Source organism: Hydrogenophaga flava NBRC 102514, from assembly GCF_001571145.1.
In the GTDB taxonomy this organism is placed as follows: domain Bacteria; phylum Pseudomonadota; class Gammaproteobacteria; order Burkholderiales; family Burkholderiaceae_C; genus Hydrogenophaga; species Hydrogenophaga flava.
On record NZ_BCTF01000024.1, the window covers coordinates 64,018 to 90,800 of the forward strand.

At 60.8% G+C, this 26,783-nt stretch carries 29 protein-coding genes and 1 tRNA gene; 23 read left to right on the forward strand and 7 right to left on the reverse strand.

Annotated features, from left to right (window positions below):
* Positions 1-37: 37 nt before the first annotated feature.
* A complete protein-coding gene (gene ppk2, locus HFL01S_RS19320) occupies positions 38-1,255 on the forward strand; it encodes a polyphosphate kinase 2 (RefSeq protein ID WP_084383504.1) in 1,218 nt (405 codons plus the stop codon).
* Here the strand turns inward: ppk2 and HFL01S_RS19325 are convergent, their stop codons facing one another.
* Positions 1,256-1,771: a disulfide bond formation protein B gene (locus HFL01S_RS19325; protein ID WP_245644867.1), complete on the reverse strand. Its 516-nt coding sequence runs from the start codon at positions 1,769-1,771 to the stop codon at positions 1,256-1,258.
* 72 nt (positions 1,772-1,843) lie between these two features.
* The gene (locus HFL01S_RS19330; RefSeq protein WP_066261509.1) at positions 1,844-2,620 is read right to left on the reverse strand and encodes a ferredoxin--NADP reductase; all 777 of its coding nucleotides are present in this window, start codon (positions 2,618-2,620) and stop codon (positions 1,844-1,846) included.
* 290 nt (positions 2,621-2,910) lie between these two features.
* Here HFL01S_RS19330 and HFL01S_RS19335 point away from each other — a divergent pair, with 290 nt between their 5' ends.
* Positions 2,911-3,189, forward strand: coding sequence for an oxidative damage protection protein (locus tag HFL01S_RS19335; RefSeq protein WP_066261512.1), 279 nt, complete (start codon positions 2,911-2,913; stop codon positions 3,187-3,189).
* Between the two features lie 19 nt (positions 3,190-3,208).
* Positions 3,209-4,378 carry an FAD-dependent oxidoreductase gene (locus HFL01S_RS19340; RefSeq protein ID WP_169802356.1) on the forward strand — a complete coding sequence of 390 codons (1,170 nt, stop codon included), beginning with the start codon at positions 3,209-3,211 and terminating at the stop codon, positions 4,376-4,378.
* A gap of 6 nt (positions 4,379-4,384) precedes the next feature.
* On the opposite strand, the gene HFL01S_RS19345 is transcribed toward HFL01S_RS19340, so the two are convergent.
* Positions 4,385-5,176 carry a hypothetical protein gene (locus HFL01S_RS19345; RefSeq protein ID WP_066261517.1) on the reverse strand — a complete coding sequence of 264 codons (792 nt, stop codon included), beginning with the start codon at positions 5,174-5,176 and terminating at the stop codon, positions 4,385-4,387.
* A gap of 137 nt (positions 5,177-5,313) precedes the next feature.
* Here HFL01S_RS19345 and HFL01S_RS19350 point away from each other — a divergent pair, with 137 nt between their 5' ends.
* The 12 genes from HFL01S_RS19350 (at position 5,314) to HFL01S_RS25195 (ending at position 16,073) form a co-directional block, all read left to right on the forward strand.
* Complete coding sequence (locus HFL01S_RS19350) at positions 5,314-6,105, forward strand: sulfite exporter TauE/SafE family protein (protein ID WP_066261518.1); 792 nt, start codon at positions 5,314-5,316, stop codon at positions 6,103-6,105.
* Between the two features lie 22 nt (positions 6,106-6,127).
* Positions 6,128-7,909 carry a nitrite/sulfite reductase gene (locus HFL01S_RS19355; protein ID WP_066261521.1) on the forward strand — a complete coding sequence of 594 codons (1,782 nt, stop codon included), beginning with the start codon at positions 6,128-6,130 and terminating at the stop codon, positions 7,907-7,909.
* 17 nt (positions 7,910-7,926) lie between these two features.
* Entirely contained in the window at positions 7,927-8,310 is a 384-nt protein-coding gene (locus HFL01S_RS19360; RefSeq protein ID WP_066261523.1) for a DUF934 domain-containing protein, read from the forward strand.
* 17 nt (positions 8,311-8,327) lie between these two features.
* The gene (locus HFL01S_RS19365) at positions 8,328-8,951 is read left to right on the forward strand and encodes a phosphoadenosine phosphosulfate reductase domain-containing protein (RefSeq protein WP_066261526.1); all 624 of its coding nucleotides are present in this window, start codon (positions 8,328-8,330) and stop codon (positions 8,949-8,951) included.
* A gap of 21 nt (positions 8,952-8,972) precedes the next feature.
* Complete coding sequence (gene cysD, locus HFL01S_RS19370) at positions 8,973-9,917, forward strand: sulfate adenylyltransferase subunit CysD (protein WP_066261529.1); 945 nt, start codon at positions 8,973-8,975, stop codon at positions 9,915-9,917.
* 44 nt (positions 9,918-9,961) lie between these two features.
* The gene (locus HFL01S_RS19375; RefSeq protein ID WP_066261531.1) at positions 9,962-11,266 is read left to right on the forward strand and encodes a sulfate adenylyltransferase subunit 1; all 1,305 of its coding nucleotides are present in this window, start codon (positions 9,962-9,964) and stop codon (positions 11,264-11,266) included.
* 108 nt (positions 11,267-11,374) lie between these two features.
* Entirely contained in the window at positions 11,375-11,704 is a 330-nt protein-coding gene (gene fdxA, locus HFL01S_RS19380; RefSeq protein WP_066151171.1) for a ferredoxin FdxA, read from the forward strand.
* An 11-nt stretch (positions 11,705-11,715) separates the two neighbouring features.
* Positions 11,716-12,777: an NAD(P)/FAD-dependent oxidoreductase gene (locus HFL01S_RS19385; RefSeq protein WP_084383506.1), complete on the forward strand. Its 1,062-nt coding sequence runs from the start codon at positions 11,716-11,718 to the stop codon at positions 12,775-12,777.
* 65 nt (positions 12,778-12,842) lie between these two features.
* Positions 12,843-12,918, forward strand: a tRNA-Asn gene (locus tag HFL01S_RS19390).
* A gap of 321 nt (positions 12,919-13,239) precedes the next feature.
* On the forward strand, positions 13,240-13,404 hold the full coding sequence (locus HFL01S_RS25800) for an AlpA family phage regulatory protein (RefSeq protein WP_281179931.1): 165 nt from the start codon (positions 13,240-13,242) through the stop codon (positions 13,402-13,404).
* A gap of 574 nt (positions 13,405-13,978) precedes the next feature.
* Positions 13,979-15,475: an SIR2 family NAD-dependent protein deacylase gene (locus tag HFL01S_RS24800; protein ID WP_084383508.1), complete on the forward strand. Its 1,497-nt coding sequence runs from the start codon at positions 13,979-13,981 to the stop codon at positions 15,473-15,475.
* Positions 15,476-15,548: 73 nt separating this feature from the next.
* Positions 15,549-16,073, forward strand: a complete 525-nt coding sequence (locus HFL01S_RS25195) for a hypothetical protein (RefSeq protein ID WP_157538954.1) — start codon at positions 15,549-15,551, stop codon at positions 16,071-16,073.
* A 394-nt stretch (positions 16,074-16,467) separates the two neighbouring features.
* Here the strand turns inward: HFL01S_RS25195 and HFL01S_RS19395 are convergent, their stop codons facing one another.
* From HFL01S_RS19395 to HFL01S_RS19405, 4 genes are read right to left on the reverse strand one after another with little or no spacing between them, the layout of a single operon-like run.
* A complete protein-coding gene (locus HFL01S_RS19395; RefSeq protein ID WP_157538955.1) occupies positions 16,468-17,694 on the reverse strand; it encodes an NYN domain-containing protein in 1,227 nt (408 codons plus the stop codon).
* A gap of 49 nt (positions 17,695-17,743) precedes the next feature.
* The gene (locus HFL01S_RS25200) at positions 17,744-17,887 is read right to left on the reverse strand and encodes a hypothetical protein (protein WP_157538956.1); all 144 of its coding nucleotides are present in this window, start codon (positions 17,885-17,887) and stop codon (positions 17,744-17,746) included.
* Between the two features lie 52 nt (positions 17,888-17,939).
* Entirely contained in the window at positions 17,940-18,758 is an 819-nt protein-coding gene (locus tag HFL01S_RS19400; RefSeq protein ID WP_066261537.1) for a ubiquinol-cytochrome C chaperone family protein, read from the reverse strand.
* Between the two features lie 11 nt (positions 18,759-18,769).
* Positions 18,770-19,408: a helix-turn-helix domain-containing protein gene (locus HFL01S_RS19405; RefSeq protein ID WP_066261538.1), complete on the reverse strand. Its 639-nt coding sequence runs from the start codon at positions 19,406-19,408 to the stop codon at positions 18,770-18,772.
* Here HFL01S_RS19405 and HFL01S_RS25205 point away from each other — a divergent pair.
* The 8 genes from HFL01S_RS25205 (at position 19,407) to HFL01S_RS26015 (ending at position 26,293) form a co-directional block, all read left to right on the forward strand.
* Complete coding sequence (locus tag HFL01S_RS25205; protein WP_157538957.1) at positions 19,407-19,712, forward strand: hypothetical protein; 306 nt, start codon at positions 19,407-19,409, stop codon at positions 19,710-19,712. The genes HFL01S_RS19405 and HFL01S_RS25205 overlap by 2 nt on opposite strands.
* A gap of 111 nt (positions 19,713-19,823) precedes the next feature.
* Complete coding sequence (locus HFL01S_RS19410) at positions 19,824-20,846, forward strand: radical SAM family protein (protein ID WP_218008648.1); 1,023 nt, start codon at positions 19,824-19,826, stop codon at positions 20,844-20,846.
* Positions 20,843-21,688, forward strand: coding sequence for a histidinol-phosphatase (locus HFL01S_RS19415; protein WP_218008649.1), 846 nt, complete (start codon positions 20,843-20,845; stop codon positions 21,686-21,688). The genes HFL01S_RS19410 and HFL01S_RS19415 overlap by 4 nt, the downstream gene beginning before the upstream one ends.
* A gap of 182 nt (positions 21,689-21,870) precedes the next feature.
* Positions 21,871-22,863, forward strand: a complete 993-nt coding sequence (locus HFL01S_RS19420) for a phosphoribosyltransferase family protein (protein ID WP_218008650.1) — start codon at positions 21,871-21,873, stop codon at positions 22,861-22,863.
* Complete coding sequence (locus HFL01S_RS19425; protein WP_066261542.1) at positions 22,860-23,717, forward strand: glycosyltransferase; 858 nt, start codon at positions 22,860-22,862, stop codon at positions 23,715-23,717. The genes HFL01S_RS19420 and HFL01S_RS19425 overlap by 4 nt, the downstream gene beginning before the upstream one ends.
* 743 nt (positions 23,718-24,460) lie before the next feature.
* Positions 24,461-24,925 carry a zinc-ribbon domain containing protein gene (locus HFL01S_RS19435; protein WP_066261545.1) on the forward strand — a complete coding sequence of 155 codons (465 nt, stop codon included), beginning with the start codon at positions 24,461-24,463 and terminating at the stop codon, positions 24,923-24,925.
* A 597-nt stretch (positions 24,926-25,522) separates the two neighbouring features.
* Positions 25,523-25,900, forward strand: coding sequence for a DUF6896 domain-containing protein (locus tag HFL01S_RS19440; RefSeq protein WP_066261547.1), 378 nt, complete (start codon positions 25,523-25,525; stop codon positions 25,898-25,900).
* A 66-nt stretch (positions 25,901-25,966) separates the two neighbouring features.
* The gene (locus HFL01S_RS26015; protein WP_439648607.1) at positions 25,967-26,293 is read left to right on the forward strand and encodes an immunity protein TriTu family protein; all 327 of its coding nucleotides are present in this window, start codon (positions 25,967-25,969) and stop codon (positions 26,291-26,293) included.
* Positions 26,294-26,783 lie beyond the last annotated feature (490 nt).

The window sequence follows — 26,783 nt, forward strand, 5'->3', positions numbered from 1 at the left end:
TCATACTGGATATCTGTGACCAGCCCATGATCCGACCATGACCGAAAGACCGTCCCGCCCCAGTCCCGCTGCCGATGAAGCGGCGCGCAAAACCGCCAGCCGCACTACCCGCAAAACGGGCGCTCGCACTGCCATGGCCACCAAGGCCGCGCCTCCCCGGCGTGTGGCCCTGGGCGATGTCACGGGCAGCACCCGGCCCAAACGCATCGCCAAGGTCACGACCAGTGCGGTGGTGGCGTCCCGGCAGGAGGCCAAGGCCGCAGCGGTCCAGGACATCCTGGCCGACGTCTCGACCAGCAAAAGCCGCAAGGCAGAGGGTTTGCGCGCCATCCTGGAAGGCGCCTCGCCCGACGATGCCAAGGCGATCCGCCGCCTGCTCAAGGAGACCGCACAGGCGGTCAAAGGCCGCGGCAAGAACGACAGCAACCCGGACGAAGTGCTTTCGACCGACTGGCGCAGTGGCGCCTACCCCTACAGGAACCTGCTGTCCCGCAAGACCTACGAGGCGCAGAAGTACCTGCTGCAGGTGGAACTGCTCAAGCTGCAGGCCTGGGTCAAGGAGCACAAGCAGCGCGTCGTGATCCTGTTCGAAGGACGCGACGCCGCGGGCAAGGGCGGCACCATCAAGCGCTTCATGGAACACCTCAACCCACGCGGCGCGCGGGTGGTGGCGCTCGAAAAGCCGACCGAAGTCGAACGCGGGCAGTGGTATTTCCAGCGCTATGTGCAGCACCTGCCCACGGCCGGTGAAATCGTGCTGTTCGACCGCAGCTGGTACAACCGCGCCGGCGTCGAACGCGTCATGGGTTTCTGCACCGACGAGGAGTACCAGGAGTTCATGCGCCAGGCGCCGCAGTTCGAGCGCCAGCTGGTGCGAAGTGGCGTGCACCTGATCAAGTTCTGGTTCTCGGTCAGCCGAGAAGAGCAGCGCCGCCGCTTCAAGGAGCGCAAGGCCCACCCGCTCAAGCAGTGGAAGCTCAGCCCCATCGACATGGCCTCGCTCGACAAGTGGGAGGACTACACCAAGGCCAAGGAGGCGATGTTCTTCGAGACCGACACCGCCGATGCGCCCTGGACGGTGATCAAGAGCGACTGCAAGAAGCGCGCGCGCCTGAACGCCATGCGCTACGTGCTGCAGAAGCTGCCCTACTCCAACAAGGACGCGAAGAACATCGGGTCGCTGGATTCGCTCATCGTGGGCCGGGCCCACGTGGTCTATGAGCGCGGCGAGCGCCCCGGATCAGCGATCCTCTGATCAGGCCCGGCGGCGCAGCAGCAGTGCCGTCGCCAGCGCCGCAATGCCAGCGAAGCAGAGGAAGGACCAGTTCGCGATCGACAGGCCCAGGAAGGTCCAGTCGATCGCCGAGCAGTCGCCGCTGCCCTTGAAGATCATCGGAATCGCGCGCTTGAGCGGGAAGGATTCGATCATTCCGTAGAAGTCGCGACCGCAGCTGAGTACCTCGGGCGGGTACCACTGCAGGAAGCTCTGGCGCGCGGCGACGAAGGCGCCACCCAGCGCCAGCAGGCCCATCAGGACGACGCCGACGCGCCGGCCCTTGACCCCCGACAGCGACGCAGCGACAGCGGCCACGATGGCCACGAGGATCAGCGCGTAGCGCTGCACGATGCACATCGGGCAGGGCTCAAGCCCCACCACATGCTGCAGGTACATGCCAAAAGCCAGCAGACCGATGCAGCCGGCAGCCACCAGGGTCAACACACGGCGCGGGTGCTGGTCAAGAAGATCGAGGGCGGGGGTCAGGAAACTCAAGAAAACTCCAGAAGATGAAAAAGGCGCCGCGGGTGGACCCAGCCAGCGCCCTCAAGTTCCAGCGACGATAGATCAGCCGTTGTCAGCGAATGCGCGCTCGATCACGAACTGGCCCGGGCGCGTGGTGTTGCCCTCGGCAAAACCGCGCTTCTCACACAACGCCTTGAGGTCGCGCAGCATCTCGGGGCTGCCGCAGATCATGACGCGGTCTTCGGCCGGGTTCAACTCGGGCAGGCCGGTGTCCTTGGCGATCTGGCCACTCTCGATAATGTTGGGGATGCGGCCCTGGTGCAAGAACGGCTCGCGCGTCACGGTCGGGTAGTAGATGAACTGCTGGCTCACCATCTCGCCCAGGAACTCGTGCTGCTTGAGCTGGGTTTCCAGCATGTCGCGGTAGGCCAGCTCCTTGACTTCGCGCACACCGTGGATCAGCACCACTTGTTCGAACTTCTCGTAGGTCTCGGGGTCGCGCACGATCGATAGGAACGGCGCCAGCCCGGTGCCGGTGGCCAGCAGGTACAGACGCTTGGCCGGCAGCAGGTAGTCGATCAGCAGCGTGCCGGTGGGCTTCTTGCCGACGACGATGGTGTCGCCCACCTGGATGTGCTGCAGGCGGCTGGTCAGCGGGCCGTCCGGCACCTTGATGCTAAGAAACTCCAGGTGCTCTTCGTAGTTGGCGCTGGCGATCGAGTAGGCACGCAACAGCGGCTTGTCGTTCACCCGCAGACCGATCATGGTGAAGTGGCCATTGGAGAAGCGCAGCGCCGTGTCGCGCGTCGTGGTGAAACTGAACAGGCGATCGGTCCAGTGGTGAACGCTCAGGACGCGCTCTTCCAGAAATGCACTCATGGTCTTGAAGAAGATGGGTCCGGCGAGAACGTCGGACTTGAAAACAAAAACAGTTCGCGATTGTAGAAGTCGGGTTCTGGTGCGTCTTGCGATAAATCAGGAACTGGCACCGGCGCCCGAAGGGGATTCGCTTGCGCTGGGGTTTCGTTGCTACAGTGGAGCCCCTCTTGCAGGCCCCCTGCACCATGCAACCCGGTCTTGCTGGCTGCGCGCATCATGCCGACCTTGGGTTAATACTGGAACTAATAGTTTTTCATTTTACTTAGACATCAACAGAATAAGGAAACCCCATGGCACGCACCGTTCACTGCATCAAGCTCGGCAAGGACGCCGAAGGCCTGGACTTTCCACCCTACCCCGGCGAGCTGGGCAAGCGCATCTATGAGAACGTGAGCAAGGAAGCATGGGCCACCTGGCTCAAGCACCAGACCATGCTGCTCAACGAGAACCGCCTCAACCTGGCCGATGCCCGGGCCCGCCAGTACCTGGCGCGCCAGATGGAGAAGCACTTTTTTGGCGAAGGTGCCGACGCAGCGACGGGCTATGTGCCCCCGAGTGCGGGTCAGTAAGCAGCCAGATCACCCCGTCGTGACCTCCTCATCCCGCCACGCGCTGGTGCTGGGCGCCGGCCTGGCTGGGTCTGCCTGTTGTGCGGCCCTCACCCGCCGGGGCTGGCGGGTCGAGCTGCTTGAACGCGGCCCCCAGGCCGCCATGGGCGCCTCCGGCCTCCCGGTGGGCATGCTCAGCCCACATGTCACGCGCGCGCCAACCCCGCTCTCGCGCCTGTGCTCCTTGGGCGTGGCCGATGCACGGGCCCAGCTGGAGCGTCTGGTGCCACAGGGCCATGGCTGGCAGGCCACGGAAGTCGACAACCTGGGACACGACCCCGGGCGCTGGCCCGCAGCGGTGGTCCGGCCATCGGCGCTGGTGCATGCCTGGCTGACCGAGGCGCAAGCTTCCGGGGGCTTGGGCATCCGCTTCGATGCCATTGTTGCGAGCCTGGCGCAAGAAGATAGGCAGTGGGTGGCCAGAGATGGCGCAGGCGCTGTGCTCGGCGCCGCGCCGACCGTGGTGGTGGCCACCGCCTACGGGGCGTTTCCATTGCTGGAAAGAATCCACGGTTCCGGATCAGGCGCGGTGCCGCTGCGGCCGGTCAAGGGCCAGTTGACACTCGCCGCTCTGCAGACGCCACCGCTCGCGCCCCGCCCCACGCGCAACAACGGGGTCTTTGTGCCGGCCTACGAAGATGCGGGTCTGCCGCCTGCATGGCCTTCCACCGTCTGGGCCATGGGTTCCACCTATGAGCGCGGCCACGACGACACCACCGTGGATGCGGCTGCACACGAACGCAATGCGGCGAGCCTGGAGGAAATGCATCCGCAGGCAGCGGCCGAACTGCGGCGCTGTGCCCGCGAAGGGCGCCTGCTGGGCTGGTCGCAGGTCCGGTGTGCGTCTCAGGACCGGCTGCCGATGGTCGGCGCCGTACCCGACCTCAAAGCAATGCAGGACATGTTCAACGCAGCCGGCGCGCGCCGCGGCAGGATCCCTTTGCTGGACACGCCCCGTATGCCGGGCCTGTTCATGCTGACGGCACTGGGCTCCCGCGGCCTGACGCTGGCCCACTGGTGCGCCGACTGGCTGGCCGGCCGGATGAGCGGAGAGCCCTCGCCACTGCCCGAGCAGGATCTGGATCTGGAGAAGGCCCTCGACCCGGCTCGTTTTGCCTGGAAGGCGGCCCGCCGGCAGCCTGCGGTCTGAGCCCGATCAAGCCAGGAGCTCGAGCCAGCGCCGCCATTGGGCTTCCTGCAACGGCCGCCCCACCAGGGCGCTGATGCCCGTGCGTTCGGTGTCCCGCCTGAGCCGCCGACGATTGAGCCAGGGTGCGAGGGGATCGGCGTGCTCGCTCACCCCCACGGTCAAGGCGTTGGCGTTGTGCTGGGCGAACAGCCGCGCCAGCTGCCAGGTGTCTACATGGTGCTCGTCCAGGTCGAACACCCCACAGACATAACGGTGGCGTCCGATGCATTCGAGCGCGGTCTCGGTGCTGTCCGCCTCGTCCACTTCCGACACACCCACCCCGGACAGCCACGCCGTGACCTGCCCGCGCTCGCCCGCGGCGCCGACGATCAACGCCCGCTTGTTCGGGGACGCCACGCCGGTCTCCAGAGGTCCGGGCTGGGTCACATCCAGGTCGAGGAAGCCCGAGTCCACCTGTCGCGCGGCATACACCGCATCCAGATCATTGAGCATGACGGCCCACTGGATCGGCCGCTCCAGCACCCGCCAGGCATGCGCAGGTGCATGCGCCCCCACCCAGATCAGCCGCTGACCCGGCGGAGTCTCCCTGGCATGGGACAACACCGCTTCGGCCGCGTCGCCGTCCACCAGGGCCACCTCTGCCAGCCGGGTCGGGGCCTGGACGCCGGGCGCGGTCAGTGGCACCCAGGGCGCGTAACTCAGTTCGCGCTCTTCGGACAGCCGGAAAACAGTGTTGAGCGCATGTCGCTCCACGTCACTGAAGCCCACCACCCGCACATGAATCCGCTGCTTGACCATCGGCGCATGTTACCCGCGTGACGCCGCTGCACAACCAAAAGAGATCAGACATCCGACGCATTTGATAACCAGAAGAAATATATGAACAACCAAAATGTCGTTTGAGATATATGGGCATTTGCGTAGAGTCGCGCCCCATGTCGGAACTTGCTTTTGTCTTTGCCGGTTTTTTTGTGGGCCTCGTGGTGGGCCTGACTGGCGTGGGCGGCGGTTCGCTGATGACCCCCATCCTGATTTTCTTCTTCGGAATCAAGCCCTACCTGGCCGTGGGCACCGACCTCCTGTTCGCCGCCGTAACCAAGGCGGGTGGCACCATCAATCTGGCACGCCAGCGCCTGGTGCCTTGGCGCGTGGTGGCCCAGCTGTGCGCCGGCAGCATCCCGGCCGCGCTGGCCACGCTGTGGGTGCTGCACCGGGTGGGCCCGGCCAATCCCGCTGTGCAATCGGTGATGACCCACACCCTCGGCATCGCCCTGCTGCTCACCGCCGCCGCCATGCTCTACAAGGCGGCCCGTGGCAAGGTGCTGCCGCGCAGCCTGCCCGCGACGGAAGTCGACAAGGCCACCCATGCCCGCCACTGGAGCCTGCCGGTGCTGTTCGGCGCCGTCATTGGCACCCTGGTCACGCTGACCTCGGTCGGCGCCGGTGCCATCGGTGTGTCGGTGCTGCTGCTCCTGTTCCCGCTGCTGCCACTGCCGCGCATCGTGGCCGCCGACATCGCCTACGCCGTGCCACTGACCCTGGTCGCGGGCCTGGGCCACGCCAGCCTGGGTTCGGTCGACTGGCCCCTGCTGGGCAAACTGCTGGCCGGTTCGCTGCCCGGCATCTGGCTCGGCACCCGCCTGATGCGCCACACGCCCGAGCGCCTGGTTCGCTCCCTGCTCTCGCTGCTGCTGGCTTACGCCGGCACCAAGCTGATCGCCTTCTGATTTCTGCCTCTCCACGACAGCCATGTACCAGTACTCCGATTTCGACCGACAGTTCGTCCAACAGCGCGCCGCCCAGTTCCGCGACCAGCTCGAACGCTTCCAGGCCGGCACGCTGGACGGCGAGGCCTTCAAGCCGCTGCGCCTGCAGAACGGCTGGTACATCCAGCGCTTCGCGCCTATGCTGCGCGTGGCCGTGCCCTACGGCGAAATCAACACCGCCCAGCTGCGCGTGCTGGCGAAGCTGGCCCGCGAGTTCGACCACAAGGAAGCGCACGACACGTCCAAGGCCAACGCCGCCCTGGCCGACGTGCCCAGCCTGCCGGACCGCTGCGCCCACTTCACCACGCGCCAGAACGTGCAGTACAACTGGATCCCTCTAGACCGTGCCGCCGACGCCATGGACCTGCTGGCCAGCGTGAACCTGCACGGCATCCAGACCAGCGGCAACTGCATCCGCAACATCACCACTGACGCGCTGGCCGGCATCGCGGTGGACGAAGTGGCCGACCCGCGCCCTTTCGCGGAGATCATGCGCCAGTGGAGCACGCTGCACCCCGAATTCGCCTTCCTGCCGCGCAAGTTCAAGATCGCCATCACCGGCGCCCGCGAAGACCGGGCCGCCACCCCCTGGCACGATGTCGGCCTGCGCCTGCTGCGCAATGTGGACGGCGACCTGGGCTTCCAGGTGCGCGTGGGCGGCGGCATGGGCCGCACCCCCATCATCGGCTCGGTGATCCGCGAATTCCTGCCCTGGCACCAGATCCTCAACTACCTGGAAGCCATCGTCCGCGCCTACAACCGCTTCGGCCGCCGCGACAACAAGTACAAGGCCCGCATCAAGATCTTGGTCAAGGCCGAAGGCCAATCCTTCACCGACCAAGTGGAGGCTGAGTACCGCGACATCGTCGAAAAGGACGGCGCACCGCACACCATCACCCAGGCCGAACTGGACCGCGTGAGCGCTTTCTTCGTCCAGCCCACCCTCAGCTGCGACCGCAAGAGCGCCGACGCCAAGATTGCCAACATCCTCAAGGCCGCGGCCGAGGACGACGTGGAGTTCAGCCGCTGGCTGACTCGCAACGTCAAGCCGCACCAGAACCCCGACCTGCGCGCCGTCACCCTGTCCTTCAAACGCCTGGGCTCGGCTCCTGGTGACGCCACGGCCGACCAGCTGGAACGCGCCGCCGAGCTGGTGGACCGTTTCTCCAGCGGCGAGGCGCGCGTGACGCACGAGCAGAACCTGCTGCTGCCCTGGGTCAGCTGCGATCAGTTGCCCGAGCTCTGGCGCGAGGCGCGCCGCCTGGGCTTGGCCAAGCCCAACATAGGCCTGCTGTCCGACATGATCGCCTGCCCCGGCGGCGACTTCTGCGATCTGGCGAACGCCCGCTCCCTGCCGATCGCGCAGGCCCTGCTGGCCCGCTACCAGGACCTGGACGAGCTGCACGACCTGGGCGAGATCGACCTGCACATCAGCGGCTGCATCAACAGCTGCGGCCACCACCACAGCGGCCACATCGGCATCCTCGGCGTCGACAAGGACGGCCAGGAGTGGTACCAGGTCACCCTGGGCGGCTCCGACGGTACGCGCCTGTCCGGCGAAGCCGTGCCGGGCAAGGTGATCGGCCCGTCCTTCGCGGCCGATGAGATGGTCGACGTGATCGAGGCCCTGATCGACACCTTCCGCACCCAGCGCCAGCCGGCAGAGACCTTCGTCAACACCGTCAAGCGCGTGGGCATCGAGCCCTTCAAGACCGCCGCCAACGCGGTGCGCGTGGCCACGGCCCGCACCCCGGTCGCCGCCTGAACGCACGAGCCAACGACATGAAACCCACGATCCAACTCTTCAAGGCCGACAGCTTCAGCGCCGACGAGGCCGGCACCCTGACCCTGGCCAACGACGCCGACCCGCGCGAGGCCTCCCTGGACGGCATCCACACGGTTCAGCTGCAATTCCCGTCGTTTGCCGACGGCCGCGCTTTCAGCCAGGCCTTCCTGCTGCGCCGCCGCCTGGGCTTCACCGGCCAGATCCGTGCCATTGGCGACGTGCTGATCGACCAACTGGCGCAGATGCAGCGCAGCGGCTTCACGCAGGCCGTGCTGCGCGCCGACCAGAGTGTTGAACATGGACAGAAGCTGCTGGCCCAGTACGACGCCTACTACCAGGGCGATGCGGTGGACACCCGCCCGCACTTCGCCACCGCCTGAACACAGGGAAGAACACCATGAGCACCATCGATCTCGCCAAGATCAATGCCGACCTGGGCCACGACGCGCCCGCACTGGTGAAGTGGGCACTGGGCCTGGACCTGCCCGCCATCGTCACCACCAACTTCCGTCCCTTCGAGGCCGTGATCCTGCACCTGGTCACCCAGGTCAGGCCCGACGTGCCGGTGGTCTGGATGGACAACGGCTACAACACCGAAGCGACCTACCGGTTCGCCGACGAAGTGACGAAGCAGCTGAAGCTGAACCTGCAGATCTACCTGCCGCGCCGCTCGCGCGCGCACCGCGAAGCCGTGGAAGGCGCTACACCCGCGCTGGACGACCCGCGCCACGCCGCGTTCACCGAGGAAGTGAAGCTGGAGCCCTTCGCCCGTGCCCTGCGCGAGACCGCGCCCAAGGTCTGGTTCACCGCCCTGCGCGCCACCGACACCGCCGTGCGCGCCCAGATGGACCCGGTGAGCATCAACCCGGACGGCCTGATCAAGGTCGCCCCGCTGCTGCACTGGACCTCCAAGGACCTGTACCACTACTGCGAACTGCACGGCCTGCCCAACAACTTCGACTACGTGGATCCGACCAAGGGCGAAGACAACCGCGAATGCGGACTGCACCTGGCACACTGAACCGAACGACCGAATCCGATCATGAACGCCCGTACCGACACCGCCGTGCTGCAAACTGCTGAACACCACCTGAGCAACGCCCACCTGGACGCGCTCGAAGAGGAGACCATCTTCATCCTGCGCGAGGTCGCTGCCGCCTTCGAGCGCCCCGCCCTGCTGTTCTCCGGTGGCAAGGACTCGCTGGTCATGCTCAAGTGCGCCGAAAAGGCGTTTGGCGTCGGCCGCATTCCCTACCCGCTGCTGATGATCGACACCGGTCACAACTTCCCTGAAGTGACCGACTTCCGCGACCGCCGCGCCGCAGAGCTGCAAGCCGAACTGATCGTGCGCAGCGTGGAAGACTCCATGGCCCGCGGCACCGTGCGCCTGGCCCACCCGGGTGAGAGCCGCAACGTGCACCAGTCGGTCACGCTGCTGGAAGCCATCGAGGAATTTCGCTTTGACGCCCTGATCGGCGGCGCCCGCCGCGACGAGGAAAAGGCGCGCGCCAAGGAGCGCATCTTTTCGCACCGCGACAGCTTCGGCCAGTGGCAACCCAAGGCCCAGCGTCCCGAGCTCTGGACCCTGTTCAACACCCGCCTGGCCCCGGGCGAGCACTTCCGAGTGTTCCCCATCAGCAACTGGACCGAGCTGGACGTGTGGCAGTACATCGAGCGCGAGAAGATCGCCCTGCCCTCGATCTACTACACCCACAAGCGCGAGGTGGTCGACCGCCGCGGCCTGCTGGTGCCGGTGACCGAACTGACCCCGCCCAAAGACGGCGAGACCGTGCAGATCCGCGACGTGCGCTTCCGCACCGTCGGGGACATCACCTGCACCTGCCCGGTGGAAAGCCTGGCCGCCACGGCCGGCGACATCGTGATCGAGACGCTGGCGGCCGATGTGAGCGAGCGCGGTGCGACGCGCATGGACGACAAGACGTCCGAAGCTTCTATGGAGAAGCGCAAGAAAGATGGCTATTTCTGAAGCCGACGTTGCCCTCACGAAATGACATTTCCCCGGATATTTCCATGAACGCTGTTGTTAATCCTTCCACTGCCGCCGACACCCGCACCGCGCTGAAGTTCATCACCTGTGGCTCGGTCGATGACGGCAAGAGCACCCTGATCGGTCGCCTGCTGGTGGACAGCAAGGCGGTGCTGCAGGACCACCTCGCCGGCGTGCAGCGCCAGGGCGAGACCGATCTGGCCCTGCTGACCGACGGACTGTCGGCCGAGCGCGAGCAAGGCATCACCATCGACGTCGCCTACCGCTACTTCAACACCGAAACGCGCAAGTTCATCATCGGCGACGCCCCCGGCCACGAGCAGTACACCCGCAACATGGTCACGGCCGCCTCGGCCGCCGACGCCGCCGTGGTGCTGGTCGACGCCACCAAGCTGGACTGGCGCGACGCCGGCCTGAAGCTGCTGCCGCAGACGCGCCGCCACTCGCTGCTGCTCAAGCTGCTGCGCGTGCCCTCCGTGGTGTTCGCCGTCAACAAGCTCGATGCTGTCGAAGACAGTGCGCTGGCATTCAGCAACATCTCGGGCGCACTGAGCGCGTTTGCAACGGACGCGGGGATCGAGGTCACCGCCACCGTTCCGGTGTCCGCGCTCAAGGGCTGGAACGTGGTCGATGCCCCCGAGCAAGCGGGCTGGTGCGGCTACCAGGGCCCGACCCTGCTGGACATCCTGGAGCACCTGCCGGTGACCCGCCCGGACACCGAGCTCCCGCTCGCTTTCCCTGTCCAGTGGGTGGAGAAATTCTCGTCGTCGTCCGACACCAGCCAGGGCCGCCGCGTGTTCTGGGGCCGAGTCGCCACTGGTTCCGTGCAACCCGGTCAACAGATCAAGGTCATGCCCAGCGGCCAGACCGCCACCGTTGCTCAGGTGCTCAACCACGTGCGCAACCCGCAGGCAGTGGCTGCTGGACACAGCGCTGGCATCGTGCTCGACCGCGAGGTCGATGTCTCGCGTGGCGACTGGCTGCTGGCCGTCAACGAGCAAGGTCAATCCCTCGAAGCCAGCCGCGAGATCCGCGCCACTGTCGCGTGGATGGACGACGAAACCCTGGTCGCCGGCCGTGTCTACTGGGCGCTGCATGGCCACCGCTGGGTCAAGGCCAAGGTCAAGCGCATCGTGCACAAGCTGGACATTCACACGCTTGCCGAAGAGGACGCCACGCAGCTCGAACCCAACGCCATCGGCCACATCGAACTGGCGCTGCAGGAACCTCTGGCCACTGCACCGTTCACACAGTCGCGTGCACTGGGTTCGCTGGTATTGGTGGACACCGCCAGTCACAAAACCTCTGGCGCCGTGCTCGTGAACTGACGCGCTTCGCAGGCTGGGTTTAACCAATATCAAGGCCAAGGGCTTCCCCGGGCCTTACCCTCCTGCACCGCCTAAAATCCCCGGTTTGATCGATTTTTCTGCCACACCATGACCCACGTCGTCACTGAAGCCTGCATCCGCTGCAAATACACCGACTGCGTCGACGTCTGCCCCGTCGACTGCTTCCGCGAAGGCCCGAACTTCCTGACCATCGATCCGGACGAGTGCATCGACTGTGCGGTCTGCATTCCCGAGTGCCCGGTCAGCGCCATCTTCGCCGAAGAGGATCTGCCCAAGGACCAGGTGCACATGACGGCGCTGAACGCCGAACTGGCCAAGCTGCCGAACTGGAAGAGCATCACCAAGCGCAAGGACCCGCTGCCCGACCACGAGGAGTGGAAGGACCGCACCGGCAAACTGTCCGAACTCGCTCGCTGACCCAGGAGATGATGACCGGTGACGTGATCGAGACCGATGCGGTCATCATCGGCGCCGGTCCTGTGGGCCTGTTCCAGGCTTTCCAGCTGGGGCTGCTGGAGATCCGGGCCCATATCGTCGACGCGCTCCCGCACCCTGGCGGGCAGCCCGCAGAGCTCTACCCCGACAAACCGATCTATGACATTCCTGCGGTGCCCGCCTGCACCGGCCAGGAGCTGACCGATGCGCTGCTGAAGCAGGTTCGCCCCTTCGCGCCCACCTTTCATCTCGGTCAGACGGTTTCCCGTGTCGAACGACAGCGCGATGGCCGGTTTTTTGTATCGACCTCCCTGCAGACCTCGCTGCTGACCAAAACGGTGTTCATCGCAGCAGGTGTCGGTGCCTTCGAACCGCGCCGTCTCAAGCTCGAGGGACTTGAGACTTTTGAAGGCTCGCAACTGTTCTTCTTCCCGCGCGCCCCGGAGCAGGAAAGCGGACGCCGGGTGCTGGTGGTTGGAGACACCGACAGCGCCTTGGAATGGGCGCTCTCTCTGGTGAAGCATGGCGGCGTCGATGTGACGCTGATGCACCGGCGCGATGTGTTTCAGTCCGGCACGAACTTGCAGACGCAGATGCGCGCGCTCTGTGCACAGGAACGCATGCGGCTGCTGATTGGCCAGGCCACCGCCTGCGAATCGGATGGCGAACGTCTGAGCGCTGTGAGCGTCTTGCGCGCCGACGGTGCGGCAGAGCGCCTGGACGTTGACAGCATGTATGTGATGCAGGGACTCTCGCCACGTCTGGGCGTCACGGCCCAATGGGGACTTGAGTTGGAACGCAAACAGCTGGTAGTCGATACCGCGACGTTCTCCACCAGCGAGCCCGGCATCTTTGCTGTTGGCGATATCAACACCTACCCGGGAAAGAGGAAGCTCATCGTTTGTGGCTTCCACGAATGCGTGCTCGCTGCCTATGCAGCTGCCTCACGTGTGTTTCCCGGCAAACCCATCCACCTGGAGTACACGACCTCCAGCTCCCGGCTGCACCGCTTGCTGGAAGTGCACGCCACGCCCATGGACAGAGCAGCACCATAATTTTTTGAAGAAACTGTGGCCGGGCTTCCAAACATCATAAAAATCACACTATAATTTGAGGCTGTTCCCTGATAGCTCAGTCGGTAGAGCGACGGACTGTTAATCCGCAGGTCCCTGGTTCGAGTCCAGGTCGGGGAGCCAAGTAAATCAAGAGTCAGCAGGTTAGCGCCTGCTGACTTTTTTGCTTTCAGAGTCCGCCGTGTCCGACACGTGTCCGAAATTCTCAGCGGATACATGCATGTGTCCGGATCGCAACAGACCGGTCTTGCCCAGACGGCATCGAAAACGTCCATAGGCTCGGTGACAGAACTCTATCGGCTAGATTTCTCAGCGAATCCAGCGCGACGTGGGTCCCATTTGGACCCTAAAGTAGCCGCATGCCTCCACCGGGAGAACGCCGTGCAGCAGCCATCTAGCCCACCACCAGATATTCACGATCAAGTGCCGACCGTGTTTCTGCGCATGCCATCCGTCATGCAGATGACGGGCTTGGGTCGATCCACGATCTACAGGCTCATGGCCCAACAACAGTTCCCCTGCCCGGTTCGCCTCGGTGTGCGTGCCGTGGCCTGGCGCCGCAGCGAACTGGATCTGTGGAGCCAGACACGCCCAGCTACAGCGCACTGATGAGGACAGCTCAGTTGGAATCCATCGGGTTTGCGGCGACCCAAACACCCACCCGCAGATGGCCAACTGCGTCAGGAGAAGCCGTATCCTGAGTGGCTCCAATGCAGCGACAGCCGCCGGTCGCGCCCGGGATCTGGGGTCACGGTGCCTGGCACGAAGCCGTCATCGGCTCACCCAGCAGCGCGGCGGAATCAATGACAGGTATCGAGAGGGCTGCAGTCATCGAGTGTGTGGTCGGCCGCCGGTTGCTCCACGAACTCGCGGACGAATGTCAATGGCTTGAAGTGCCGAACTCACGCTCTCGATCCGCAGCGGTCTTCAACTGCTTGGCGAACCGGTCGTTCGCCTTGAGCTGAGTGGAATAGGAGCCGGACTGCCGCACAAGAGTCGTTCCTCCGAGATGTACCATGCACGGCAACCACTACTTGGAGTTCGGACCAGCATTGCAGCCACATCGGTCGGCGTCGCAGAAGTAGATCGACGCACCGAGTGGCGCTGGCGCGAATGCTCAGCATAGTGATGAAGACAAAGCCACGTGGTCATCAGATCGCACTGCGTAGACGAGGAGACGAGCATGTTTCGAGAGATCAGTCTATACACGAATGGCCTTGATGAGGGCCAAAGAGTCCAGCTCGCGCGCGCACTGGATCACTTCCATGACGCCCAGCAAACGCTTCGCTTGGTCGAGAAAGGACATAAGGATCTTCCGCTGGTGGCCGGCTGCGTTGATGTCGGTGCTGCGTTCCAGAACTTCGAGGGCTGGTCGCCGTCTGTTGTCATTACAGGGTCGCCGCTTTCCGACAACTGGTTCACGCACACTGAATCGGGTTGCGGGCTAATGACGCTAGCCGACTGGGAGGTCGCGTTCCTTGCAGAACCACAAGGTCTCCCGGTGGCGGCACCCGATGCAAACATTTTGACTTCGATCTCGCTCGTCACACTCATGGTGCTAGGCCAGCTTGGCGATTGGGATGTATTGCATGAAAAGTCAATAGGATGCCTGTTCGACCTCTGTATCCAAAAACCGGAACGAGCTCTCAAGATGCGCGCTGCATATGTGTGCTCCTCTTGCACCGCGAAATTAGCGATGAACGGGGTTTCCTCGGTGGAAATTGATGCCATCAATGCAGCGCTTGATCGGGTCCGCCACCTCGTTCTGGGGAGACGCCCTCAGACCACGCTGCCTGCAGTGCTGGATGACGAAAAATTTCTAAACGATGCACGTTTACCCGAGGGCATGCGGATCCCGCCACAGCTCTTGGAGGCGTGCCGTACTCGCTCCCTTTCCGTTCTCGTCGGATCAGGTCTATCCCTACAGAGCGACGTTCGAGTGAAATACGAAGCGCCGCTGCAATGGAGCAAGCTGCCTTTTTGGAGTGAGGTTCCTTCGCGAATGGCTGAAAGCCTAAATCGCTATCGAGGTAAAACAGAAAATCCTCGCATCACCGACTCCCTCGACGAATTCCTTGCAGACCTTGACTTTTTTCGCGAGTCGCTTGGCGATGCTCTGTATTACCCGCGCGCGATTCTTGACATTTTTACGCCCCATATAGTCAATGCCGGACTTGCCAATCGCCTGTTGTTCCGGTTACCACTCAGGTCATTGTTGACCACAAACTACGACTTCGTATTGCAGTGCGCCGCACCACCCGGGACACCCGTGTACACGTGGCAGGAAGCTCGACCGGCTCGGGAGTTCTTGGTGGGAGGAGTTGGGCGTAGATCCGTCGTCAAAATACATGGCTGCGCGTCCCGGTCCAACACGGTCGTACTCACACGCGTCGAATATGAACGGTTGGCACAACAACAGGAGTACCTTTCATTGGTGCGGTCTGTGTTTGAGCACCACACAGTTTTGTTCGTCGGCTTTGGGCTAAACGATCCACGTGACCTCGATCATGTTCTTCGACAGGCTCGTTTGGCAGGGGCCGCCGAAGGTGAGAAATTCGCACTGTTGCCGGAGCAACGGTGTTCCGAAGTGCGTGACAAGTTTCCCCAAATACAAGTCATTCCGTATAGCGAACACGACCAAATATCTAAGATACTCGCGACGCTAGTCGCTGCTTCATAGCACTTGCCGCGGGACCGCTGTGTGGAATGCAGATGAATGACTGGAGTTCAAAAATAAATGCGCTGAGGCCTGTATGAAGATCTTGATCTACAAGCGCACCCACAAGAATGATCCAGACCGATTCGGCCGCTTTGGCATCGAAGGTTGTATGGGTCGCGTCCGCGCTTTCTCGTTTGATGCGGTGATCGGAGTGGGGGGCATTAGCGGCTGGCCACAGGCCGAAGGCATTGCCAATAAGGTGAACTGGGTCGGCCGTTATCCGCGCAAGCGGCCGAATCCGATTGACAACCGGGGGCCACTTGTCACGTTCAGACGCGGCGACTTCCGGGTGATGGAGGATCGCGGACCATTGCTCGCGACCATATCCGGACTGCTTGCGGCAGCTGTTTATGGCAGCCGCAGCCGATTCCTCTTCAGCTCGGTGCGGGGCAAGTTGGCCGTGGAGGCGCAGCGCGTCATCACAGAGCTACTCGACACGGATCGGTACCCTGATGCGCCCATCGGCAGTGCGTGCACCCCCAGCGATGGTGGTCCCCGAAGGTGCCTCCCAAAAATCGCGTTGGCTAAACCAATCTGTCGGTCGCTTCGAAGCTGCTAGTTAGGTTGCCTGCGGGCACTTTCACCGAAGCACGAGCGCGCGGTGAGCGCACCGGTCTCGGATGTCGGCTTTGGGCGGCAGATTCGCATGTTCGATGCAACAAACTAGCAGCCACCGAAAGTAGACGTCGTGCCGTCCCGGACTTCACTAACTTCAAACTGGTACGGGTAGTGGGGGGCAGGTCAGTCGATCACTGAATGACCGCTGGTGACGATCTCTACTGTTCGTCTCTACCGTTCCCGAGTGACTCAGTTCAGCCTGGAGCGACCTTCGCAGTTCGGAGTGCGGCTTCGCAGCGAATCCTGACGCGGGTGCTGCAAGGCTTACACAGGCAGGCCAAAGCAGCTTTTGAAGGCGGCCGGTCCAAGACTCAGATTTTCGTCTGCTCCAGGATTCAGACCGCCTCGGTCTCGAACTTCGCCACGACCTGCAGGTCGTGGACGTAGGCTACTTGGCCGACTATTTCGTGCTGCAGCATTCTCTCCTCTTTGACAGCCATCTTTTCGGGGTAGTCGACAAACCGGTCGTTGCTAAGCACGAAAGTATGTGGGTCGTCACCGGCTGTTGCCAGCACGGTTTCATCTGCCTTGCGCCTCGAAGCAACAATGTGAACTTGCTCAGCATCAGGAAACTTGGCCTCAATTTCTTCGCTCCTCAACCCCAGCATACGGCGGATGCCGGCGTCGAATATGAGCGTGACTTTGTGCTTCCTGGAAAGAATGGGTACCAGGGCTTCAAGTGCTGCGAGCCTGATGAATCGTCTGCCCTCGTAGCACAGGTTGTTGGCGTCGATGACGACGTGCCGTATGTCCAAGCTGGCGAATCGGATGAGGCTGTCGACGCGGGCCTGAAGCTTTTCGACCTTGTCGTCGACGCGGCGTAGCGCCGACCGGATTTGCCCCAGAACTGCCCCCGGTTTTCTATCGCCTAGCTCGTTTTGGCATCTCGTGTGGATCTTGGCTCTCTCATATCCATTAGGAGCGTTTCTGAGTTCTGATTCGAAGGCCTCGGCGCTCGCAATCTGCCTATTTAGACGGCCCCGTTCCTCTTCCAACTTGCGCAAACTTGCCAACGGTTCCTCCAGTAGGAGGTCTAGATCATCCCTGTGTTGGCGCAGTTTCTCCATCTGAGGCTTGAATCGGTTAAGGCTCTCCCGCAGCGCCACAACGGCTGACTGCGCGAGTAACGGGTCAAACATGCGTGCCGTTGTGATTAGACCTTGCATCTCACGGCAAAGCCCTTCCGCCTTCGAGATATCGATCTCTATGCCGGAGACCTTCGACAGTTGAATTGACAGTCTCTTTTGCGCATCTTCGAGTTGCCTCTTTGCGATGGCTCGCTCAGATGAGAACCAATAGCGCGGATCAAAGCCCATACTGGCCTGTGGTTCCAAATTCTTGACCGATGACGTCATCACAGGCAAAACTTGCTGCTCTCTTTCGAGCCCGGCCTGTGCGTCCGCCCTCATGCGTTCAGTGCGTCTAAGGTCGTTGTTGGCTTGATCAAGGTTGAATCCTTGGAACCATTCAAGTTTCGTTTCCCACTCCTGGAGAAGGTTGCTTTCTTTGTTGCTCTCGCGCCGTAGTTCTTTGAGCTTCTCGGTGAAAGGGTTGGTGGTCAATCTATACTCCCTTCTTGGATCCAGTATTGTTTGCGGGCTATGCGAAGAGTCACGGGCTAGTCGCCTGTTCAGCAGTTGCTGTGCGAATTAGGTTGCGGCGGATTCGCCATTGATGGCTAAACACGACGCCTATGCCAAAGGCGATGGCGTAGGAAGCAGCAATGCGCAGTGGGGTTGAGACGATGATGAACACGGGCAACTCCTTTGAATTTCGGTGGAGGTCGATGAAAATCCGTTGCATCGGCTTATGTGAGAAGCAGTGCGAGCGGACTCCCGCATTCGCCGCAGAACTTTTTGCCAGCTTCTGCTGGTGTTCCGCAGGTTGGGCAACTGCGATAGGCTGACTTCTGCCTCATGTACGCGATTTGAATCACGCAGGGTACTGTGACGCGGTAGGCAGGGCTGCTAAGGTCGAAGGCGGTCCAGATCGCGGTGATGGCCCAGCCTATCGGGCCAGTGAAAACGCTGATGCCGCGCATCATCCCCGCCGTGGCGCCGAATGCCAGTCCGCGTCCGAGAATGGCCTTTGCCACGGCGTTAGCCACTACCGCCGCGAGCTTGAAGGCTCCAAAGCCGGATGCCTTGATCGCTGCTTGGAGTGCTGCCATCACGGCCGGCCCGGCACCCGGCTTGTAGATGCAGCCGAATTCGGCGAACAGATCGGCTTTCTCCTGATCGCTCATCTTGGCAACGGACTGCGTCAGCACTGCTTCGAGGATGGCGATCTCGATCTGTGCGCAGTCGTTCTTGGGCTTGAAGTCGGCCTTCACGTGGCTGGCCACGTCACAGAGGATTTCCCTGTAGGACACACCGGAACCGGCCCGCATCAGATTGAAGAGGGAGTTGCCACCGAAGCGCTGCAGTTCCTCAGCAATCAGGGCACGGGTCGCCTCACTGATCTGCCCGGTGGATTTCGCCTCCGTCAGTCTCTTGCAGGTGTCGGACGACAGCGAGATACGGCCATCACCTTTGTCAGTGATGTGATCAATCAGAACGGCGAGGTCGTCAACATCGGCTGTGCCCAGCAGCTTGGCGAGATTCGGGTCGGAAATGAGAGAGGTCATGGTCAGGATCCTTATTGGCCTTGGAGACTGTTGTCGGGTACCGGGTTGTACGGGGTCATTTCGTTGGCCAGGGCAGCGGCCAGAGCGGTCATGTCGACGAAAGATTTGCGGTCGCCACGCGCTGCGGGTTGAGCCAGGGCCGCCATTACCAAACTGCACCGGCGCCTCCACTCGTTGCGCGCATCAAGACGCGCGATTTCCTGTGGGGCGTAGGCCGCACCAAGCGGTGGTCGCTCCGGATGGACCTTGCATCGTTTCAACACCGCCTCCGCCAGTGCCGGGCTACCGAGCGCGTCCGTAACCAGACCGTGCGCGGCAGCCTGGTGATCGGTGAAGGCGCCGATTGCCTTGGTCAGGACACGCCAGTCCTCCGGCGTCATCAGCAGAAAGGCCAACGGGACGCCAATTGCCTGCGCCAGCTTGTGAAGGGTTTTGAGGTCTGGGTTCCGCTGGCCGGGATCGGTCGCGTCCAGTAGCGGTCTGAGCGTGGTGCGCGACATCCCAGTGCGGCGCATGACATCGATCTGACGCAGTTTGTTGGGCTTGCCAGCACGATCAGGTCCAGCGACGCGTAGCACTGCGGTAATGCTCAGCGCAAGTTGCTGTTTCGGCGTGCGCGTACGGGAGTCTGGCGTCAAGGTGTCGTGCATGAGCTGGCTCAGTTTTTTAATGCGATGGCAGAAGCTTAGTAGCAAGCTTCAAACATTCACGAAAAAACATATCGTTGTCGATCACTTTGTTGATGCAAAGCATCGACAACGATATGTTTTTTATGGAAGGGAGAGCAACGAGACAGCCGGAAAGGTCCATGCGGCCGCCGCCGAATTTGCCTCTGATGGGCCGACAACAACCAGATCCAGCAATCAACCCAAGTCTGTTCGCGAGTGTGGTGTTTCAGCAGTTGACTTGGCCGCCCCACTGCAACGTCCAAACCAACTTGCAGCGCCGTACTGACCAAGTGATCTCCACGCGACAGTTTCTACAGAGAGCTATATCCTGCAGGGTCAGCATTGCATCCACAACACACCACTCACACCGAAACGCAAAGGGAACCCAGACGTGCAAATGAGCGGCCATCTCCTTTACATCGACATCACGCAGATTTGCGGTATCGGTTGCAGCTTCTGCATGTATGCAGATCGTCACCAGACTGGTGCCCAGCTCGAGCTATCCGAACATGCCTGTGAGAACATCACACGCCTAGTGAACCATCCGGAAGTTAAGCGAGTCTCCATCAGCGGCGAAGGCGAGCCTCTCAACAACATCAAGGCGTTCCATGCCATTCTGGGCCTGTCGCGAGGCAACGTGGCGTTCGAATTCATCACCAGCGGATTTCTTCCTCATGATCAACTAACCAAGTTCTTCGACGAGACAGAGACCATGGTTATTGAGCACGGCGATACCTGCAACGTCCGCCTTAGCTCGGACTCGTATCACATCGAAAAGATGCGCCACCGTCCGCACGGGATGAGCATGCAGCGCTCCATCGCAGCTCCAGAAAGCCCTCTGACCTTCTCGTTTCGCTCCGTTGACACGGACCGGAATTTCACGCGCAGCTACCTGCTCGACGAGGTTGCAAACTGCCCGGGCAAGGCCGACATCATCGAAGTCAGCTCCCTGGAGGACCGGCTCATCGTCGGCGACCGCGTGTTCAACATCGACTACAAGAACCATGTGCATCCGTCCGACGAAACTCCTGCTTCACGCTTGGACCTGTGGGAGTACATCCAAGCCATCGAATCACGCACTGGTAAGCGCTTTACGCTCGGTAGTCTCAATCCAGCACCACTGCTCAACGGCCTCGACCTCACCATCAAGCCCGACGGCAAAGTTGGCCTGTACGGCATCGACAACATCACCCTCGGCAACATTCACACGGACCATTTCAGCTGGGAGTCACTGGCGCGCCAGGTCGCCGACGACCCCTTGATGCACCGCCTCCACACGACCCCTTTTCTCGATGTTGTCGCACGTGTGGATGATCAAGGCGCCATGTACGCGCTCGCACTAAAGGCAAACAATCCGTACTGGCTCGTCAAGGAGCTGGTGAAACATCCCGCACTCTTGGAACAGCTGGCATCTTCATGATCATCGACTCGCACACACACACTGCCTATTCGAAGCATGCGACAGGCAGCGTTGACGACGTAGTTCGTGCCGCCATAGCTGTCGGCGTTAGCGTGCTGACGATCACGGACCACGCCCCCTTCGTTATCGACAGTGTTAATCGCCTGCTGGAGAGTGAACTGGATGCCTACCTGGACGACATCTGCCGAGCACGAAACAAGTACGCAGGCCATATCAAGATCCTGGCAGGTTTAGAGATGGACTACATGCTCGGCGCCCGCAGGCATGCGGAAAGTCTGTTGTCGACCCTTGATCTAGATTTCGTCGTCGGCTCAGTTCATTACCTACCCATTGACGGACAGCGGGTAAACGTTTGGGACCTGACGCGCCTGAACGAAGCTGCGGTCCTCGAACAATTTTTCCTGAGCTTAGAGGAGTCCGTATGCAGCGGTCTCTTCGATGCGATTGGCCATCCCGATTCCTTGCTACGCAGCGTTCCCGTTTCGCGCTGGCGTGAGCTTTTCATCCCGTTGGCGCCGTTGTTCCAACGTTATGACGTCTCGTACGAGTTGAACGCGTCCGGACCGCGCAAGAGCAGCTGGGATTCCTCAATGAAGTGCGAGTTCAATGGCCGATGGTCCTATCCGTGTAGGGAAACGCTGCCAGAACTCCTTTCCAGTGGTGCAACTTTCACTGTCGGATCGGACGCCCACACCCCGGCAGACGTTGGCGCGGGATTGAACGACATGCTCGATGAACTCGTCCCCATCGGCCTTAATTGCATCTGTTACTACGAAGGTCGGCAGCGCATTGAGGTTGCGGTCGGCAAACCCCGCCAACTGTCAGTCCAGGCCTCAGCATGAGATGCCGCATAGCCGCACAACCCAACATCGGCAGGGGCGAGCGACCTCGTTTCGATGGAAACTGGGCGCAGTATGACTCCCTAGCCGAAGACCAATTACGGGATATCTTTCATTCCGTTAGACGACAAAATGAGTCGGGCGCTGTTGCGCATGGCCTGCGAGGATTCGCTGCTGCGCTGTATGTGCACGGCATCATCGGCATGTCCGACTATGTCGCTGTTAACGATGGCCACGCAGCAAGACACCTTACATGGAACGCTGATGGCCGATTTGTGGACATGACGTCCGGCGCAGATGCTACTGAGCTGGCCAAGAGCTACAGCCGCGCAAAACATGGAAGTATTGAGGACATCAGACGTTTGGCAGGCGTGATCGTCTCGATGCTGGAGCGCGAGCTGCTCGACCCCTCAAGCGATTGGCGGTGCTTGTTCCAGCATGCGCGGGCGCACGGTGAGAGCGTCGTCATGTTGACAACAGGATGGCGCAACGTGCCCTCCACCTCCAATGTTCTGTTCGGGATCGCGCTGGAGCACATCAACGTGCTCTTGGCTGAACTCGACCTACCCACCATCATCGATGTCAAGCTGCCCCGCATCGCTCCACCATGTGAGAACTATCCCAGCCTGAGCACGCTTGAACGACAACGCGTATCTGCCACTCAGGATCACGTAATCCCAGGTCCGAACTTCTATCGGTGGTCGTCAGTACACGTAATCTTCGGGGACGACGTGCTGGTGACCGGCTCGACTGCAGATAAAGTGTTCGCCGAGTCGATGAAAAGCGGCGCGCGGTCATGCCGATCCCTGTATCCGATCGCACTCGATCCCTCTGTCGCGCTGCACGAACCCACGATCGAAGAGCGGATCAATACGAGTGAGGTTTCCGGGGAGCTCAACGAGGTCGTCGCAGACTTCCTGGCGCATCGCGACAATGTCCCTATCCTGCGAGCGCTGCGCCTAGTCTTCAGCGCCTCAAATTCGCACGCGCTGCCCAGCTTCCTGCGTCGTGTACCTGCTACCAATGTGCTTAACCTATACGTCTCGGCGCTGGGCAACGAATTTCAGCGCGAGGCTGCCTGTACAGAGTCGCTGGCAATCGTGCGACAGCACCTGGCAGCCTGCGGACTTCTAAATGAGCGAGGAATACCCCGCCCGCCCTGGGGAGAATCCCAATGACTGAGCGCACGCAATTCGTCAGCTATTGGGAAACAGTGCCGGGGCACACAATGCCACCCTATGTAGCAATGGCACTGGGTTGGACGCGGCACGTGCTGGGGGACGCGTTCCGTCTGCTGACGCCGATCAACCTCGCCGAGGCAATCAACACCGCGCACCTGAACAAGGACTGGCGGTTTCACGCCCTAGAGTTCGACGCTTCAGCTGCCGCCATCTCGGTGGTCGCAAAGAGCGACTACATCCGCCTGGCATATGTGCTGGAACATGGTGGTGTCTGGCTGGACGCGGACACCGTACTTTTTGGTCACTTAAGCCCGTCCGTGTTCCCTTTGGCGCTTGACGAGCGTCTCCACTGGTATAGCGAAGCCCTCTTCGGTGCGCGTTCAGGCAACGATCTTCTCCGTCAGGCCACGCGAAACTGCCTGGATCGCGGGTACCAAGATTGGGGCGATCCTGGTGCGATCCGGGCAACGATTGCCCGAAACGAGCGAGCTGTCCTGCACATCCCGCAGGACCACTTTGATCCCGGGTTCAGGCCCATGTACAACTTCAAAACCTGCGACATCATGTTCGATCGAACGCTCCCAGCGGATCGATTTCTTTCCAATGCCGGCCTGAAGGTGCTGAAGTTATACAACACCTATTTTTCGCGCTCCCCAATGGGCAACATGGGCCTCGAAGAGTTCCTTAGTTCGGATTTTCTCCTGGCTAGGATATTCCTACGTCTGATGCCCGATCGCACATTCTGGAGGGCTTGTGGAAACGAGATGCTAGAACTCGCCCGTCAGCAACGGCCGACGCACGTGCGGTGTCCCGCTCTCGACATCGGTGGAACGATCGGTCTGGGTAGCTGAGCGGTAGCTTGATACCTTGCTCGGTGGATTAAAGGATAAGGCACTCGTGAAAAGTTCAGTCATCAGAATTAAATGGCCGGACTCAGCCTCAAGCGACCTTCGATTTTTCAAGTTCGGCTGTGCAGCGACAGCCGTCGGTGGACGTGGCCTGGGAGGCTCAAAGTGGTTGCCACAAAGCGGCAGTACGGTTTGGCGAAGTGCGGTTGGCCAAGTGGCAGCTGTGCGAGGTACACCGGTCATAGGACCTCCACGACATGGCTTGCGCGGCTCGACAGACAGCCTCTGTATCACTCGGACTGGCGGTTTCGACCCGTTGCAGTCCTATGTTCGCGAACCTCGAAGCGGACCTTCAATGCCCATGTGCAGTGGCATCCAGCGGGCTCGCCTGACCTGCCCCCTGCCGCCACCTTCAGCACATGGATGTAGAGCGTCGTTGTCGACACGTAGGAATGCCCCAAAAGCTCGTGCACGGCTCGGATCTCGGTACCCAACTGCTCGATGCTGAGGCTATATTGCATGTACTGGATTCACTCGCGCAACTGGTCCAAAAGACGGTTCGACTGCTACTCTGGCGCGCGGGGTTTGACGGAAAATTTATAACTGGACGTATTTCCAATACATTTGGTTAAACAGCCAAGCTGCAAGCCACATATGGGAGGAATACATGACCAACTTATGGAGCAGCGCCCAACTTATAGAGCAGGATTTGCTCTGGACATTACGTTAGGCCCGCGAGTGAAGCTATGAGCAGCAATATCGAGCGAGAGAAGTGGTCCGAAGCGAGCAAGCGCTCATACGCCTATCACTACGGGCGTGCCGCGTATGAAGACATCACCTACACCTGCCGCAAATGCTCAATTCAAGCTGTTTTCACCGGCGAGGAGCAGAAGAATTCTTACGAGGTAAAGAAGAACTACATCTGGCAACGCCGCACACTTTGCAGCCTCTGCAACGCCGACCTTCACAAACTCAAGGCCAAGAACGTGGCGCTTCAGGAGCGCTGGACGAAAGAGAAGGCAGCGCTTCAGAAAGATGCAGTCTTCCTGACCGAGTGGCTCGCAGTCCTCAACGAGTTTCCGTCCTACGGCGCTCGCGTTGGTGGCGCCATGGCAAAGAAGTTGGGCGAACTAAAGGCGCGCGTGCCAAACCCTTCCATTGAGAGGACATGCCCCGGCAAGCCGGGTCATGCCTCTCATGTCAAACGTTAGGCTGATGAACAAGAGCGCCGAGATACTGGCTGAGGTGGAGGTCGCGTTCCGTTATGCACCCAAGCCTGAGCACTTCATGGATCACACCCATTGTGAGGAGTGTTCCGAGCATGATGAGCTACTGAGAACGAGAAACAGGAGCACGCTTCAAATTGAAGATGTCGGAAATATTTGCTGGCAACCTATTAGCTTTTGTTCGCCGCAAGGTATGGCGTACTACATGCCTACTTTGGCGAGACTAGCTCTCGCCGATCCAACATCCAACTATGGCTGGTACGGCGACACACTACACATACACTTGTCCTGCAATGGCAACGAAAATGCATTCTTTAGGTACTGTAATCACGACCAACGCAAGGCGATAGCATCATTGCTGAGATATCTCAATATCGCATACTGCGAGTATGAAATGCGACTCACAGAGCCCGAAGAGTTTGAGCAATGCGCCACCGTTTGGGACTCCATTTAGTTACCGAGGCCATCAAAATGTCTACATTTTATGCTCTGCCCAAACCTAACAAATCGATCCCGTGGACAGCCCGCAAGCGGGCTGCCGATCCCTGCGATCGGCGCCCCTGATCTCAAACGGTATACAGCATGACTGAAAGAGTCGATCTCATCCGCCAGCTCGTTCCGCTCTGGCACGCCGAGATGGTGTGGGCGAAGGAATTGATCGTGCGAGCCTTTCAACTTGAGAATGCCGACGACATTCTGCAAATTCGAGGTCGGAAGCCTATTCCAGGGACCAATTGGAGTGTCTGCACCCATGGTATTGGCGTGGATATCTATAAGACGCCGGCCGTGGGCGGAATTGACTTCGATTTTGATAAACCCGATCCAGATGTTTGGCGGTTGCAGATATTCTTTGAGAAGCAGCTGAACGACGGGGTGCTGGACTATTCCGTGTATCGAGAGCTGGCAGAGAACGAGGAGCTGCTGATCTCTTCGATCAAAGAAGCGCTCGATGCTGCATAACCTTTCATTGCAGCCGACCCTGGCCGGCTGCGCAGACCGGTCGGCTGAATTCCAACGTTGAATGCTATGTGCGATGCTAACGATGTGTATGCGGTTGCACTTTTAAAATCTTGGTTTCAAAAACAAGAGAGCGTTTTCGACAACCACAAAATGAAGTCTGAATTCAAGGATTCTGGCAATGGCTCCGCGTGTGTTCGATTGGGGTCGGCGCGATATCTGGCGGAAATCTGTGTGTGGGATCATGCCTCCTGTATGGATGTGGAAATAATGGAAGTGCACACTGAGAAAAGCACTTTTCCGCACGTTGGCGAATGCAAGACAAGGTTCGAGTTCGAAGGCGAACTTTCCAAGTTTCTTGACTGGTTAAAAAGTGACGACCGTATTAGCATTTAGCAGGTTGTTCGTCTCGGACATGCAGCAGCAGAAGGCCGCTGCGCGGCGCGTGCTGTCTGCCGGACAACGCCGACGTTGATGGCTGCAAGCTTCACGTTCGTTCCTTCAGATTCCTGGGCGAAGGGTGACTACCGTCCCGGCGCGCATATCGACAAGGGCGTCTGCACAATCGAGGGCCTAGCCGCAGTAGTCGGCGCAAGGTTGGAGTCCTATATCGAGGACGGTCTCGGCCTTGCGAAGTGTTTCGGCGCGCGATCCGATAGCGGGTGTCAAGTCGGGTTCGAAGAGTTCGAGCAAAGTCCTGGGGGTGGCGTGGAGCTGTTGGTTCTCTTTGAAAACGGAGTCTGCAAGCGCAGTGACATCCTCGATGCACTAGGTTTTTTTGGGATTTCCGAGCACTCAGTCAGGTGGTTCGCTCCGGGAGCAATCGATTGTTAACACCCACACCAGCAGGAGGCGGCTTCGCAGCTCAAGTTGGTGGTCCGGTCTG

Bases quoted from the DNA above. Each gene is read 5' to 3' on its own strand.
- ppk2 (WP_084383504.1), top strand. From the start codon at position 38: ATGACCGAAAGACCGTCCCGCCCCAGTCCCGCTGCCGATGAAGCGGCG.
- HFL01S_RS19330 (WP_066261509.1), bottom strand. From the start codon at position 2,620: ATGAGTGCATTTCTGGAAGAGCGCGTCCTGAGCGTTCACCACTGGACC.
- HFL01S_RS19335 (WP_066261512.1), top strand. From the start codon at position 2,911: ATGGCACGCACCGTTCACTGCATCAAGCTCGGCAAGGACGCCGAAGGC.
- HFL01S_RS19345 (WP_066261517.1), bottom strand. From the start codon at position 5,176: ATGGTCAAGCAGCGGATTCATGTGCGGGTGGTGGGCTTCAGTGACGTG.
- HFL01S_RS19350 (WP_066261518.1), top strand. From the start codon at position 5,314: ATGTCGGAACTTGCTTTTGTCTTTGCCGGTTTTTTTGTGGGCCTCGTG.
- HFL01S_RS19355 (WP_066261521.1), top strand. From the start codon at position 6,128: ATGTACCAGTACTCCGATTTCGACCGACAGTTCGTCCAACAGCGCGCC.
- HFL01S_RS19360 (WP_066261523.1), top strand. From the start codon at position 7,927: ATGAAACCCACGATCCAACTCTTCAAGGCCGACAGCTTCAGCGCCGAC.
- HFL01S_RS19365 (WP_066261526.1), top strand. From the start codon at position 8,328: ATGAGCACCATCGATCTCGCCAAGATCAATGCCGACCTGGGCCACGAC.
- cysD (WP_066261529.1), top strand. From the start codon at position 8,973: ATGAACGCCCGTACCGACACCGCCGTGCTGCAAACTGCTGAACACCAC.
- HFL01S_RS19375 (WP_066261531.1), top strand. From the start codon at position 9,962: ATGAACGCTGTTGTTAATCCTTCCACTGCCGCCGACACCCGCACCGCG.
- fdxA (WP_066151171.1), top strand. From the start codon at position 11,375: ATGACCCACGTCGTCACTGAAGCCTGCATCCGCTGCAAATACACCGAC.
- HFL01S_RS19385 (WP_084383506.1), top strand. From the start codon at position 11,716: ATGACCGGTGACGTGATCGAGACCGATGCGGTCATCATCGGCGCCGGT.
- HFL01S_RS25800 (WP_281179931.1), top strand. From the start codon at position 13,240: ATGCCATCCGTCATGCAGATGACGGGCTTGGGTCGATCCACGATCTAC.
- HFL01S_RS24800 (WP_084383508.1), top strand. From the start codon at position 13,979: ATGTTTCGAGAGATCAGTCTATACACGAATGGCCTTGATGAGGGCCAA.
- HFL01S_RS25195 (WP_157538954.1), top strand. From the start codon at position 15,549: ATGAAGATCTTGATCTACAAGCGCACCCACAAGAATGATCCAGACCGA.
- HFL01S_RS19400 (WP_066261537.1), bottom strand. From the start codon at position 18,758: ATGACCTCTCTCATTTCCGACCCGAATCTCGCCAAGCTGCTGGGCACA.
- HFL01S_RS25205 (WP_157538957.1), top strand. From the start codon at position 19,407: ATGAGCTGGCTCAGTTTTTTAATGCGATGGCAGAAGCTTAGTAGCAAG.
- HFL01S_RS19405 (WP_066261538.1), bottom strand. From the start codon at position 19,408: ATGCACGACACCTTGACGCCAGACTCCCGTACGCGCACGCCGAAACAG.
- HFL01S_RS19410 (WP_218008648.1), top strand. From the start codon at position 19,824: ATGAGCGGCCATCTCCTTTACATCGACATCACGCAGATTTGCGGTATC.
- HFL01S_RS19415 (WP_218008649.1), top strand. From the start codon at position 20,843: ATGATCATCGACTCGCACACACACACTGCCTATTCGAAGCATGCGACA.
- HFL01S_RS19425 (WP_066261542.1), top strand. From the start codon at position 22,860: ATGACTGAGCGCACGCAATTCGTCAGCTATTGGGAAACAGTGCCGGGG.
- HFL01S_RS19435 (WP_066261545.1), top strand. From the start codon at position 24,461: ATGAGCAGCAATATCGAGCGAGAGAAGTGGTCCGAAGCGAGCAAGCGC.
- HFL01S_RS19440 (WP_066261547.1), top strand. From the start codon at position 25,523: ATGACTGAAAGAGTCGATCTCATCCGCCAGCTCGTTCCGCTCTGGCAC.
- HFL01S_RS26015 (WP_439648607.1), top strand. From the start codon at position 25,967: ATGTGCGATGCTAACGATGTGTATGCGGTTGCACTTTTAAAATCTTGG.